Genomic DNA, 13,126 nt, shown 5'->3' on the forward strand with positions numbered 1-13,126 from the left:
TTAGCCAAATTGGCCGTTACAATAACGGCCATGAAAAAGATACCTCAATCCTTACCTGATGATGTTGAACTGCTCAAGAAAATGCTGCTTGAGCAGACGCAAAAGCTTGAGCGCAAACTGGCGCAAAAAGACAAACGCATCGCTAAACTAGAGCGGGTTAACCAGCAGCTCTCGGATAAGTTACAGCAATTACTGGAGCGCTATAACCTGAAGAAGTACCAGAAATTTAGCCCCAGCAGCGAGACCTACGAAGGTGAAGGCGAAGTGTTAAATGAGGCCGAGCAGCTTATTGAAGAGCAGTCAGTAGCAACAGAGCCAGATACTCAGACGACCGAGAGCGCTGAGAAAACCGCCAAGCCACGCCGACCGCGTATTATTCCTGAATTGCCCCGCGTTGACGTTATCCATGACATTGACGATAAAACCTGTGTCTGCTGTGGCCATGCCCTGCATCAAATGGGTGAAGAAGTCAGTGAGCAAATTGAGTTCGTGCCCGCGCAAATCCGTGTTCTTAGAAACGTCCGGTTGAAATACAGCTGCCGGCAGTGTGAAACCAATGGCACTAAGGTCGACATTAAGATTGCTGATGTGCCAGCTGCGGTTATCCCTAAGAGCATGGCCACGCCAAGTTTACTGGCGCAAATCATCAGCAGCAAAATGCACTATGGCTTGCCGTTATACCGTCAGGAGCAGTTGTTTAATCAGGCAGGTATTGAGCTTAGTCGTCAAACGATGAGTCGTTGGCTGATAACCTGTGCAGATAAACTTAAACCGCTACTGGCGTTAATGAAAGCTGAGCTTCTGAAACAGCCGGTGCTGTGGGCAGATGAAACCACGGTCAATGTGCTGGATGTTGAGAAAAGCACCTGCTACATGTGGGTGTATGGCTGTGGCTTAGAAAAAAGTACCGGCCCCAAACTGGCGCTGTTTGATTATCAGGATAGCCGCAGCAGCAAACATCCCTGTGACTTCTTATCCGGCTTTAACGGTTATCTGCAGGTCGATGGTTATGCCGGGTATGAGAAAACTCACGCAACCTTAGTCGGTTGCTGGGCGCATGCCAGACGCAAGTTCGTTGAAGCCCAAAAAGCACAGGGCAAAGGCAAAACGGGTAAAGCGGATGTGGCCCTTAACCACATCCAGAAACTCTATGCACTGGAGAGTAAATTAAAAACTGCGCCGCCTGATAAGAAGTATGACGCCAGACAAGCACTAGCTAAACCACTGCTAGAACAATTTAAAAGCTGGCTGGATAAATCAAGCGAGAGTGTCACGAAAGAAAGTTTACTGGGAGTCGCTATCACGTATAGCCTGAATCAGTGGCCCAAACTCATCCGCTATCTGGACGATGGCCGATTAAATATCGACAACAACCGTGCTGAGCGCGCCGTCAAACCGTTCGTGATTGGACGCAAGGCGTGGTTGTTTGCCAATACTGAAACGGGCGCAGAAGCCAGTGCTGCAATGTATAGCCTAGTCGAAACGGCCAAAATCAATGGTCTGGAACCGTATGATTACTTATGCCGCTTGCTGACAGAGCTGCCCAAAGCCAATACCCACGAGCAACTGCAAGAACTCCTGCCTTATTGATCAGCAGCCACACCGCAAGGTGTGGTTGTTGTTACGCTTACCAATCTAATGCATAATGATGATCCTCCTCCGACATTAAGCTGGGATTCAAAGGCAGTGGACATGAACATTGAGGGTTGGAGCATCTAGCTAACAGCAAAGGTATATTCCAGTGAAGCGGCATCTGACAAGCATCACAGTAATCAATTAGGGCTAAGTGATGAATAGAGCAGTGATATTGAGTTAAGCTATGCCACTTGGCTTTTATATATCCTTGCTCGGCTATGCAAGCAGGACATACTCTGACTTGTTTTACGTTAACGGCGTTCTCAAGTTTTACATGAGCAAGATGTACCCCAAATTTTAAGCAAGCGGTATCAAATGCTTTCCCTTTTCCGTGCATCAATGCTGAAAGCTCAGTTTGGTAAAATAATTGCTCAATACGAGTAAAACCATTGTCTTGAGCAAGGCGCATGATGTATCCAGGAATATGCTCCTCAGATTTTAAGCTTGAGGCGATAGACAGAAGGGTCATACTTTACCCTCTTTCATTAAGTTTAATTTTATCTCAATGTCAGTATCGCTGAAGGTATCCTCACAAAATGGATTCAATCCTGTGTTGGAAATTAAAATTGTTTTGATATAAACCTTTGAGAGTAGTTTATTTACATTTTCATCATGTAAGTTAATACCTTCAGGTAAATGCAGCATAAATTTCTCTAATAAACCAAATTTGCCTTTTGTGGCTAAATACAGTCGGTTCATTATCGATTGATGAGATTTGTATGAAGCATCAAGATGGGGATGTGAGCATTTTTCTAGAAAAAAATTGACGGCTTTTAACCAGCTCTTGCTAAATGGCTGAATAGCTGGAAGTACGATTGGAGCATAGCAACGCCTTGAAAGTTGTTCTTCTGTTTTGTACTCCTCAGTGTCAACACCAAATTGAAGCATATTCTTGGCAATGGGAGTTCCAAATAGTACAAACGGCACACCGCCATGATCTGTGAGCCAAGTAATCAGTTTAATGATTTTTTGTTTAGCTGGGCCCTGTGCTCTGGGTAAGCATTCTTGAACTTCATCTATAATGATTAATTCTACCTGGTGAGCTTTTAGCAAAAACAGAAATCTGTCTTGAAGCTCAAGTAGACTCACTGAGCGATTAAAACGAGTGATATTGAAAGAGTATAATAATTGTTCGACCAAAGCTTTGGGTGATGCTGTATCTGTAAGCGCTATATAAATTACAGGAATAATCAATTTTTCATCTATTTTAACTGAAGGATATTCAGCTTTATACGCTCTCGCAAGGGCCGACTTACCGGCACCTGACTGACCTAGCACAAGAAGGTTATAGGGTTTTTTACATTGTTTATGATGCGTTTCAGCTATTATATGCCATAACGAATCAAGAAAAGGCAATTGACAGAGTGTTTCTGGAAATATGGCGTGATGCATTACCAAGTCTCCTCGTCGTCTAATAATCGATTTGGTTGAATAGGTATTTTATTATCTTGCTGTTTTGCAGTTCTTTTAGCTCGATTGATCATCGCATGTTCAGGTTTGTTTTTATGAGCGAATTCATTTTGTGATTTTTCTATTATTTCTTCATGTGTTAACCCTTGAGCTCGATTTTCCTCAAAAGAAGGCACATGACTATTTTTAAATGTCTGTTTTTTACTTTTTGCCGGTTTAGCACTGTTAGCCCCCTCAAGGGTCACTTCAAATAAGTTTGAACGAATTCTGGGGCCGCCTTTCACTTCATCAAAAGCAACAATTTGGTCAGATTTACCCCAAGATTTGTGTCGAACTTGTATTGGAGGAATGGGAGAGTTATCTGCATGTTTTGCATAAACGGTGATCATTCCCGCATCACCAGGGTTATACCTAACATCTATAGTTGGGCTGGACTGCATACTATTTATTAGTAAAGTATGATAAAGCTCTGCTAGCGCTGCGTTTTGGTAGACTTGTGTCTTGAGATTTATATAACCGCCTTTTAGTAACTGACATGATTTTGTTTCAAAGTGAAAAACATGGCGGAGCGCATCATAATTGACGGGGATTGCAGGCAATGTTTCTTCACCTTCCTGCCATTTTTCAAATGGCGTTTTTTTAAGCGAAGAATGCGTCCATTTATGGTTATACTGGAAAAGAAATTCTCTCAATATAATCATAAAATCATCGATATTAAGCTTTGCGCGTTTCTCTGCTGTACTGCTATCGCTAATTTTACTTTTTTTGCGAAGCACACCCTTATAACCTGGTAACCCTACATATTCTTTGTTACCTATCTTGAATACGCCTGTTGTAAGATGATTACCGAGGACGTTAAAAAATGATTCAATAAATGGTTTTTTAAATGGAGACTCGGCAGGAGTTCTAATAATAGTTGTGTTTAAGCGACTGCAAATTTCCGTTACGATTTCAGAGCGAAACCCTGGGCCATTATCCGTGAAAATTTCTTTGATAACCCCTGAAAATGGATGGCCTTGTTTGTTCATATACATTTGAGCTAATAATCTAACAACACCTTCAGTGTCTTCGCTTGTACCTAATTCAACTGTAAGTCCCATGATTGCTCGGCTGTAACAATCAATTGCTGCGTATATACTGACCTTACTTGTTGGATTTCCTTTACTATCAATTAAACATAAATTTAAATCACAACGGTCAAGCTCAACCCTATGTAAAATGCCGTTGACCGTTATTTCATCAGAGCGCGTTGATAATATTTTATTTCGGGTTCTCTTATCAGAAAGATTCATCGTTTTATCAAAAGATGGAAGTTGAAGTATGCGTTTATGAAACGTTGAATAGCTGGCAATATCGACGCCGTTTTCTGTAGCTCTTTTTTTATAGAGGTGATAAGCGCCATGTATATTTTCATGTGGTAAATTGTGCCATGTGCTTGAAATAAAATTATTTAAAAAGTCTTCGATGGTTTCATCTAGTCGATTTCGTCGCAACGAGTCTGAAGTAAATAAAGTCCGAACATTTCCAGTTTTCTGATACTTTTTAAAATGACGAGACAATGTGCTGCGAGAGGGATGATTGTATACTTGAGTAATGTTTGCTACTTCGATACAAATTGTTTTATAAGCCTCTTGGGTGGTAACGGATTCATTATTTTTAGAAAGGCGGTCCATTACCGTCATATAGCGCTTTAAGTTTTCAGCTTTAATTTGTTGTTTATCAGTTAAATGGATGGGTGCGGGTAAAGCGGGAATAATTTTTATTACATCACCCGTTTCATCTGAGGTATCCCCAGAAATTCTGTAGTTAAAATAAAAAGTTAGGCGATTAGGGAACATTCATGGTGGTTCCCGATCTGATCATTCGCCAAAACTCACAAAACGCGGATGGTCACCATGAATGTAAAAACTATGCTCGCTGATTTCCTCACATTTGTCACCCCCAAAACGATGCATAAAACCCGATTTTCGGTGTTTTTAGATGCTGTAACAGCTTTGACCAAAGATGCGCGGTGCACCGTCACAGCGATTGGTCGCGCTATGCCAGGCACATCTGACAAAGTCAGCATTAAGCGCGCGGATAGATTGCTCAGCAATGCCAATTTACAACGGGAACTGCCTCTGATCTATGCGGCAATGACTCATTTGATTGTCAGTAGCAAAACGCAGCCGCTCATTTTGATTGACTGGAGCAACGCTGATACCGCGAAGCGCCATTTTATTTTGCGAGCCAGCATCGCTGTTGATGGCAGAGCACTCACGCTATTACAAAAAGTGGCGGCGGCAGAAGATTACACTTGCCCACATTTGCACTGGGCGTTTTTAAAGCAACTCAAGGCCATGTTACCTAGCGACTGTAAGCCTGTTATCGTCACCGATGCTGGCTTTAAAGTGCCTTGGCTTAAGCAGGTGCGCAAATTAGGCTGGCATTATGTCGCCAGAGTCAGAGGTAATGTGAAGCTTAAACTGGCAGAGCAAACAGAGTTTATGACCGTAAATGCGCTTTATAAAAAAGCTCGCGCCACCCCTAAACACTTAGGCGCAATCGTGCTGACTCAGACGCAACATTATGAAACCCGCGCGATTCTAGTTGGTAAAGGCTATAAGCTATTGAAGCGAGACAAAAATAAGTCTTACAAAGAACCTTGGTTATTGGTGTCATCTTTGCCTGAGTGCCATGGCTACGCAGATAAAATCGCCAAGTGCTACAGTAGCCGGATGCAAATTGAAGAAAGTTTCCGAGACCAGAAAAGCTCACGTTATGGCTTAGGAAGCGACCTGCACGGCACTAAAATCAAATCACGTTTGGGTATATTGCTGTTACTCGCGGCACTGGCAAATTGGTTCCACTACCTGATGGGTTCGGCGGGTGAAAAGGCTGGCTTACATTTGCGATATCAGGCTAATACGGTAAAAAATCGGCGAGTGCTTGCACTGAACTTCCTCGGGATACTGCTTTGTAAGGAACCGAAACTGCCTATTCGCAGACACGATTATCAGCAAGGGCTAAAGCAGATCTTGCACTGGGTTGCACAGTGGGACTGGGCGCTAATCAAATTGGCAAAGAGCTAATAGTATGTATCTTAATTTTGTGGGGATCCCTCAGCCGTTTCATATAACTTTTTAAATTCATTTATTGCCAGCAGGAATAATTGTGGAGAACCGCCAACATTTTCAAGCAAAACCTGACTGTCGGTCATACGAGTTAATCTTAATCGTATTGAATTATATTGATATTGCTCGCCGAGCACGAGATTAATCATCGCAAACCTGCTCCAAGACTGACGCACCTGAGAGAGGTAAAGTAAGATCTGCTTTAAATTTGCCATTAGCTATCATGGTCAATGCGATCCGCCTTGCGCTTACTGCTGTTTTATAGGGTGTATTTAATTGAATTTCATTGATTAATTCATCTAACTTTAGATGTCGAGAACCAGTATTAAATATGCAAATATCGCTTGGTAATGGTTGGTCTTTGTAAGGGTACAATGAGTCTAAGTTGTCACACTTAACAAGATTGATATCCTTGTTTGTAATGAGCTTCAACTCCGGCTCATCGTGAAGGGCTAGGAAATCTTTAGCAGCGTTAAACCGCTTCAAAAATTCTTCTTTTATAAGATTTTCATGATGTACTTCAACAAAAAATGGGCGACTGTTAACCATGGCGACTAAAAAATCAACGGTATAACGTTTACGGCCTTCAAATATTATTGTTTCAGGCTGTGATGCGTAGCTTAAGACTTGTGGATCAAACTCAAGATGTAGCGCAAAACATTTCTCTAAGTGCGAACCTAGCCATAGCAGGCAATTATTTTTCTTACTATAAAATCTTCTACAAAAATGTCCGCTGGTTGTAGGGCGCTTTTGCCCAGTCCCGGCTCTAATTGAATTTTTCACAATATTTTCCTCGCCACTCCTTTACAGAGTAGATCTTATAGTTCATATTTAAGAGTTTTGCTTATAGCTTTGTACACATTCAAGTGACTAAAGCGCCCAAGCTATCCGAACAACAACATCCATTTTGGTGACGAAATTGGTTATTCAATCTATTTTCAACTACACAAAAACACATTCAAATTTAATCTATAAACAATAAATTAATTGATGATGTCTTCGTCAGAAATGAAATGAGAACACATTGAAAGTTTATTAGGAAGGGGTGAAATCGTTGCATAACTCATTTTTAGCAGCTTTTTCAAAGAGTAACAAAACCTTTCATTTTAAGTTTATGGGAAATATAAAAGCAATATAAATTATTGTTTTTGATTGCTTTTTGAGCTGAGCGTTTTTTGCTCTCCATTGTTTATTAAATGTTGCAACCAACTTTTTTCATGTTCGAATTTTAAGCTCTAAAAAGTGAGGTAGGCCATTTTATAAAGGGAATATCGAAATTCGAAGCCGTAAGCACTGTAAATTATTTATAAGTTATACAGGTTGAAACCTGTGGATAAGTCATTTAAATATTTTTCATGACGCAGTCTAGGTGCTGAAAAAACGAACGCAATTTAATCTACTTTGTGCATTTAATGAACAGGTAAAGTATTTTAAAAAAAATTAAAATATTTTCAATTTTTTGGTTTTTAAATGATGAATTTGAATATAAGCGCATAAAAATCAGCATTTCAGATTAATCTAATACTGTTTTTTTTCTGTTATCTTGTCTTAACCACCTAAAGTTGACGGGTGGATTATGGTTTAAAAATGAGGTTTCTGAGCACATTGCAAGGGCACTTAATATACCTGGTTATTTATCGAGCAATTTATTTTTTTATATCTGGGTTGTGGGTAAGTTGTTGATAAGATTTTGGGCGGTTTAATAGTTTATAGAACTGTAAATTGTTAAGCCTATCGACGGAATTAACGCGAAAAATGTAGGAGGGCAAATGTATAAATCGAAATTAGATGCACTTTTACCACGGTGCTTTGAAATGTATGAGTATATGTCAGAGCATATCGATCTACTACGAGAGCTAGAACCTGTCCCCGAGATTAAGCATCGGCTAGCATTTCAATCGGGGATATTGTCATTTGAACATGGCTTATCAGCGCTTAAACTCATTCAAGATGGATTTTTATCATCTGGTTTTGCGTTAATGCGGCCTCAGTATGAAAGTCTTATTCGAGGATTTTGGTTAATGTTTGCAGATAACACTACATGGTTGGCTAAGTTAAGTTCGGCAGGGCAAGTCAAAGCTGATGAATTTAAAAAGCTAGAAACACCCATGTTGGGGGACATGTTAAAAGCACTAGATAAAACCGAAGCACCAGCACATATTTTAACTCAATTGCATGAATTCAGAACGATAAACAACACACCCCTTAATAGTTTTACGCACAGCGGGTTGCTTGCACTAATCGGTAATGGCAATGGATACGAGCCTAAGATGATGTATGACGCTATTAGAAACTGCAATGCCGTAGCCGCTATTAACATGCAAATGCTGTCAAACTTGACGGGGTATGATGAAGCTATGGAACCTATCAGTGATTTGCACCATCAATTTGTTGATTGTTTACCAATACATCATGCTTAAAAGGTGATTTTGACTGCTCTGGACGAAAAATTAGGCTGCATGGCAATGCTTTTAAGGTGGCGAAGAACTTTGCTAACACCGACTTACACCCCTCTGCAATTAGCAACCATAATATGGGCCTTGTGTTTGAATAGTTAATCCGCCGCTTTGTAGAAAGCTCTAACGATAATGCCGGTGAGCATTTACCCCGCGTGACATAATGAGCCATTACTCATTATCAAATCTAGTTATTCAGCAACTCAACCTATAAACACATAACCTTCAATATAACCGATTGCTAAACAGCGCTACCCCTTTGTTTCCAAATGCGTTAAATTAAGAACTGATTTTATTAAGCTGAACTTATTACCTGTTTGGTAAATAACGAGTTATTAAAGCTTTTTGTCGTTTGATAAGGATGTTAAATGTTTAAGACTTCAGCTATTTCTGGTCTTTCAATCAGTATTTTGATGTTTTCACTGTGTACTTTTGCCAGTGATGTCACAGTTAAGCCGTTGGACCAGCCTGCCATATTTAAACAGCTCAATACCGCATTAAGCTATTTTGATGAAACGAGTGTTTTACCCGATGCTAAGTGGTTTAGCCGCGATAAAAGTAGTGCCAATAAAGACTTAGACGAAACAATTAATGAAGTGATTCAACTTTTGGATGCACCGGAGATTGGTCGAAGTAGAAATAACTATCGCATCCTCGAGCAGAAAACCATTCAAGAGTACAACGAGATTGCGCGTTTACAGGAACAGCGACTGTTTGCGCCAATTGGTGAAGCAACCTTCATAGCCGACAATGTTCCTTTTGCCAAAGTAAAAGAATGGACGGCAAAAACACGAGGTGACTTTGACGCTTTAATTGCTTTACGAAAAGATAATATTGCCGCACATAAAGAAAGCATGAATGCGATATTGCTTGATATGCAAAAGCTCTTTTATTCGATGGGCATTGAATTTGATGCTGAGCAAATTGAGGTTTGGCTGTCATCTGTAGTAGGTGACTCAGTTTTGTCGATGAGCGTTGTTTTTAATAGCATTAAACAAATTACCCAACAGCTTGAAGTTGCTACCGCAGACTCAGGTGAAAACCTCAGTTTCGCTAAACGTTATTACGGTATGGTCGTTATATTGCACAAGTTGATGTTAAAAATGCAAACTGACTTTTTAACCACTATTGATGACGCCTATTTGCCTAAACTGGTTAATTTTAAAAACGAAGCCAATCTAGTTATTAAAGAATCAGAAAAGCTGCTGAGATCAGGTGGTAACCGTGAGACTTTAGAGCTGAACATTCAATCTAATAAGATGACCATTAAGGTGATTGATTTGTATGCCACGCTTCTTAAACAACAACGATCTAAGATCTTTGAAGCAATGCAAATGACCCAGCGTGAATATGAAGTATCTAATAACACTTACAAAACAGTTAATCTTAGCTCTCAAGTTTCTCAGCTTATTAAGCAAGGGCGCAATACGTTTCAAACCTTGATTAATTTACAAATACCCAGTGCACAGCCTTTTCAAAACGAAGAAATGAAAGAACAATTTAGGCTGTTAAGCCAACGTTTAAATAATTAAGTAAGTCATTACAAAGACTGGCGCTCAGCCAGTCTTTGCACATGCAATTATTGCGTACTGTCTTTATCAGGAAAAACCATGCTACAAGACATCAAGAAAACCCTATGGGCTACGGCCGATAAACTGCGTGCCAACGTTGATGCCGCTGAGTACAAGCACATTGTGCTGGGGCTGATTTTCGTTAAGTTTATCTCCGACGCCTTCGCCGCTCGCCGTGCTGAATTGTTAAAGCGCTTAAAAGACCCCAGTGACGAGCTGTATTTTGCCGATGCCAGCGAAGACGATTTAGCCGCGGAGCTGGAAGATCGCGATTACTTTAAAATGGTTAATGTGTTCTGGGTGCCAGAAGGTGCGCGTTGGGAAGCGCTACGTGCCAATGCCAAGCAGGCCGACATTGGCAAGCGCATAGACGATGCCTTAGCGGCGATAGAGCTGGAAAACCCCAGCCTTAAAGGTATTTTAGATAAGCGCTATGCCCGGGCACCGCTCCCGGATGGCAAGCTGGGCGAGCTTGTCGATTTAATCTCTACCATTGGTTTTGGTGAAGACCAAAGCAAAGCGCGCGATATTCTAGGCCAGGTGTACGAGTAATTTTTAGGCCAGTTTGCCAGTGCCGAGGGTAAAAAGGGCGGCCAGTTCTATACGCCACAGTCTATTGTTAACACCTTAGTGGCAGTGCTCGACCCACACCAAGGCAAGGTGTACGACCCCTGCTGTGGCAGTGGCGGCATGTTTGTGCAATCCGAAAAGTTTATTGAAGCGCACGGCGGTAAGCTTGGCGATGTGTCGATTTACGGCCAGGAGTCTAACCCCACCACCTGGCGCTTGGCGGCGATGAACCTGGCTATTCGCGGTATCGATTTTAATTTGGGCCGTGAGCCTGGCGATACCTTTACCAAAAACCAGCACAGCGATTTACGCGCCGATTATATTCTGGCCAACCCGCCGTTTAATATCAGCGACTGGTGGCACGGTAGTTTAGAGGGGGACCCGCGCTGGGTGTATGGCGCACCGCCACAGGGTAATGCCAACTACGCCTGGCTGCAGCATATGTTGTACCACCTAAAACCCACAGGCCGCGCCGGCATTGTACTGGCCAACGGCTCTATGTCTTCCAGCCAGAACAGCGAGGGCGAGATACGCCGCGCTATGGTCGATGCCGATGTGGTAGAGGTTATGGTGGCATTACCGGGCCAGCTGTTTTTTAACACCCAAATACCGGCCTGTTTATGGTTTTTAACCAAGCAAAAGCAGCAACGCAAAGGCGAGGTGCTGTTTATCGATGCGCGTAAACTCGGCAAGATGATAAGCCGCGTGCAAAGCGAGTTAGACCAGGCCGCCATCGACCGTATTGCCAATACTGCCAAAGCCTGGCGCGGTGAAGATATGACTGGCGTTGAGGGCTTTGAGCAAGGTTACGCAGATATTCCGGGCTTTTGCCGCAGCGTGCCGCTTTCAGAGATTGCCGAGCACGGCCATGTGTTAACCCCAGGCCGCTATGTGGGTGCTGAAGAAGTGGAAGATTGCGACGATGCCTTTGCCGATAAGATGACTGCGCTGACTGAAAAACTCGGTGAGCAAATGGCTAAAGGGGCAGAGCTAGACCAGTTAATCCGCCAGAAGTTAGGAGGGCTGGGGTATGAGTTCTGAGTGGATTGCTACCACACTCGGTGAGGTCTGTGCTGCTCAAAATGGTGCTATTCAAACGGGTCCTTTTGGTAGTCAGTTACACGCATCTGATTATGTTGAAACCGGTATTCCTGTTGTTATGCCGTCAAATATTGGCCCTGACGGAGGCATTTCTGAAGACGGAATCGCTCGAATTAAACAGCAGGATGCTGATAGGCTATCACAACATAAATTGCAGATTGGCGACGTTGTATTCAGTCGGCGGGGAGATGTAACAAGAAATGCGTTGATTGAACCGCACCAAGTCGGATGGCTATGTGGAACAGGGTGCTTGAAGGTACGCCTTGGTGATGAAACTAAGGCTGATGCTAAGTTCATCTCTTATTGTTTAAGATCACCTGAAACAAAAGAATGGCTTATCCGGCATGCGGTTGGTGCAACAATGCCAAATTTAAATACATCCATTTTGTCTGCTGTACCCATTCAGATTCCACCTATTTCAGAGCAAAAGAAAATAACAGAATTGTTGAGAGCTCTGGATGATCGTATCGATCTTCTACGCGAAACCAACGCCACCTTAGAAGCCATCGCCCAGGCGTTGTTTAAATCCTGGTTTGTCGATTTTGACCCCGTTCTTTACAACAGCAGCGCCAACGCCGGCACGCAAGCCCCCAGCCTGCCAGCCGAGATGCAAGCGCTATTCCCCTCCCGCCTGGTGGAATCCCCGCACAGGTTAATACCAGAGGGGTGGAAGGTTGGTGTATTAGGGGATGTAGCTGAAACATCACGCAAACAAGTAAAACCTGAACAGTTATCAGAAGAGACTCTATACGTTGGATTGGAGCATATTCCCCGGAAACAACTTGGATTAGATGCTTGGGGAACTGCTGAGGAGCTTGCAAGTGCAAAGTCTGCTTTTGAACGAAACAACATTTTATTCGGAAAGTTACGACCATACTTCCATAAGGTAGTAATTGCTCCGTTCGAGGGCGTATGTTCTACCGATATTTTAGTGTGTAAGGCTAAACACGATTCATATCATCAATACGTTGCTATGCAGTTATTCAGTGATGAACTGATCGCTTACGCAGATCGATTGTCAAACGGCGCAAAAATGCCACGAATTAACTGGAAAGATTTAGCAGCATATGAGGTAGTTATTCCTCCAAATGAAATTGCAGAAAATTTCAGCATCATAGTCGAGCCGATGATAGGTCGAATATTGGCAAATGTAGAGAAAGCTCAAATACTAGCAAGCCTCCGCGACACCTTACTTCCACGCCTAATCTCTGGCCAGTTGCGCTTGCCAGAGGCGGAAACGGCTTTGGCGGAGCAAAGTGTATGAGCTGGT

At 42.3% G+C, this 13,126-nt stretch carries 10 protein-coding genes and 1 pseudogene; 7 read left to right on the forward strand and 4 right to left on the reverse strand.

Going from position 1 to position 13,126, the window contains the following annotated elements:
* The first annotated feature begins 30 nt into the window (after window positions 1-30).
* Complete coding sequence (gene tnpC / locus ACUJFL_RS09950) at window positions 31-1,590, forward strand: IS66 family transposase (protein WP_445427351.1); 1,560 nt, start codon at window positions 31-33, stop codon at window positions 1,588-1,590.
* 37 nt (window positions 1,591-1,627) lie between these two features.
* Here the strand turns inward: tnpC and ACUJFL_RS09955 are convergent, their stop codons facing one another.
* Genes ACUJFL_RS09955 through ACUJFL_RS09965 form a run of 3 tightly spaced genes read right to left on the reverse strand, consistent with a single transcriptional unit; the run spans window position 1,628 to window position 4,883 of the window.
* Window positions 1,628-2,104 carry a hypothetical protein gene (locus tag ACUJFL_RS09955; protein WP_445427352.1) on the reverse strand — a complete coding sequence of 159 codons (477 nt, stop codon included), beginning with the start codon at window positions 2,102-2,104 and terminating at the stop codon, window positions 1,628-1,630.
* Window positions 2,101-3,027 (reverse strand): TniB family NTP-binding protein, encoded by a 927-nt coding sequence (locus tag ACUJFL_RS09960; RefSeq protein WP_445427353.1) that lies wholly within the window; start codon window positions 3,025-3,027, stop codon window positions 2,101-2,103. The genes ACUJFL_RS09955 and ACUJFL_RS09960 overlap by 4 nt, the downstream gene beginning before the upstream one ends.
* The gene (locus tag ACUJFL_RS09965) at window positions 3,027-4,883 is read right to left on the reverse strand and encodes a hypothetical protein (protein WP_445427354.1); all 1,857 of its coding nucleotides are present in this window, start codon (window positions 4,881-4,883) and stop codon (window positions 3,027-3,029) included. The genes ACUJFL_RS09960 and ACUJFL_RS09965 overlap by 1 nt, the downstream gene beginning before the upstream one ends.
* A 48-nt stretch (window positions 4,884-4,931) precedes the next feature.
* On the opposite strand from ACUJFL_RS09965, the gene ACUJFL_RS09970 reads away from it, so the two are divergent.
* Complete coding sequence (locus ACUJFL_RS09970; protein WP_445427355.1) at window positions 4,932-6,116, forward strand: IS4 family transposase; 1,185 nt, start codon at window positions 4,932-4,934, stop codon at window positions 6,114-6,116.
* A 183-nt stretch (window positions 6,117-6,299) separates the two neighbouring features.
* On the opposite strand, the gene ACUJFL_RS09975 is transcribed toward ACUJFL_RS09970, so the two are convergent.
* Window positions 6,300-6,941, reverse strand: coding sequence for a hypothetical protein (locus ACUJFL_RS09975; RefSeq protein WP_445427356.1), 642 nt, complete (start codon window positions 6,939-6,941; stop codon window positions 6,300-6,302).
* 986 nt (window positions 6,942-7,927) lie between these two features.
* On the opposite strand from ACUJFL_RS09975, the gene ACUJFL_RS09980 reads away from it, so the two are divergent.
* The 5 genes and pseudogenes from ACUJFL_RS09980 to ACUJFL_RS10000 all read left to right on the forward strand — a co-directional run bounded on the left by ACUJFL_RS09980 (window position 7,928) and on the right by ACUJFL_RS10000 (window position 13,120).
* A complete protein-coding gene (locus ACUJFL_RS09980; RefSeq protein ID WP_445427357.1) occupies window positions 7,928-8,578 on the forward strand; it encodes a DUF6988 family protein in 651 nt (216 codons plus the stop codon).
* Window positions 8,579-8,982: 404 nt separating this feature from the next.
* Entirely contained in the window at window positions 8,983-10,146 is a 1,164-nt protein-coding gene (locus ACUJFL_RS09985) for a hypothetical protein (RefSeq protein WP_445427358.1), read from the forward strand.
* 78 nt (window positions 10,147-10,224) lie between these two features.
* Window positions 10,225-10,737, forward strand: coding sequence for a type I restriction-modification system subunit M N-terminal domain-containing protein (locus tag ACUJFL_RS09990; RefSeq protein ID WP_445427359.1), 513 nt, complete (start codon window positions 10,225-10,227; stop codon window positions 10,735-10,737).
* Between the two features lie 12 nt (window positions 10,738-10,749).
* Window positions 10,750-11,796: pseudogene (locus tag ACUJFL_RS09995) on the forward strand (SAM-dependent methyltransferase); the annotation flags it as partial.
* Window positions 11,786-13,120: a restriction endonuclease subunit S gene (locus ACUJFL_RS10000; RefSeq protein WP_445427360.1), complete on the forward strand. Its 1,335-nt coding sequence runs from the start codon at window positions 11,786-11,788 to the stop codon at window positions 13,118-13,120. The pseudogene ACUJFL_RS09995 and the gene ACUJFL_RS10000, both read left to right, overlap by 11 nt.
* The last annotated feature ends 6 nt before the right edge of the window (window positions 13,121-13,126 follow it).

This window comes from Alishewanella sp. HL-SH05 (genome assembly GCF_052655985.1).

Bases quoted from the DNA above. Each gene is read 5' to 3' on its own strand.
- ACUJFL_RS09965 (WP_445427354.1), bottom strand. From the start codon at position 4,883: ATGTTCCCTAATCGCCTAACTTTTTATTTTAACTACAGAATTTCTGGG.
- ACUJFL_RS09970 (WP_445427355.1), top strand. From the start codon at position 4,932: ATGGTCACCATGAATGTAAAAACTATGCTCGCTGATTTCCTCACATTT.
- ACUJFL_RS09990 (WP_445427359.1), top strand. From the start codon at position 10,225: ATGCTACAAGACATCAAGAAAACCCTATGGGCTACGGCCGATAAACTG.
- tnpC (WP_445427351.1), top strand. From the start codon at position 31: ATGAAAAAGATACCTCAATCCTTACCTGATGATGTTGAACTGCTCAAG.
- ACUJFL_RS09955 (WP_445427352.1), bottom strand. From the start codon at position 2,104: ATGACCCTTCTGTCTATCGCCTCAAGCTTAAAATCTGAGGAGCATATT.
- ACUJFL_RS09985 (WP_445427358.1), top strand. From the start codon at position 8,983: ATGTTTAAGACTTCAGCTATTTCTGGTCTTTCAATCAGTATTTTGATG.
- ACUJFL_RS10000 (WP_445427360.1), top strand. From the start codon at position 11,786: ATGAGTTCTGAGTGGATTGCTACCACACTCGGTGAGGTCTGTGCTGCT.
- ACUJFL_RS09980 (WP_445427357.1), top strand. From the start codon at position 7,928: ATGTATAAATCGAAATTAGATGCACTTTTACCACGGTGCTTTGAAATG.
- ACUJFL_RS09960 (WP_445427353.1), bottom strand. From the start codon at position 3,027: ATGCATCACGCCATATTTCCAGAAACACTCTGTCAATTGCCTTTTCTT.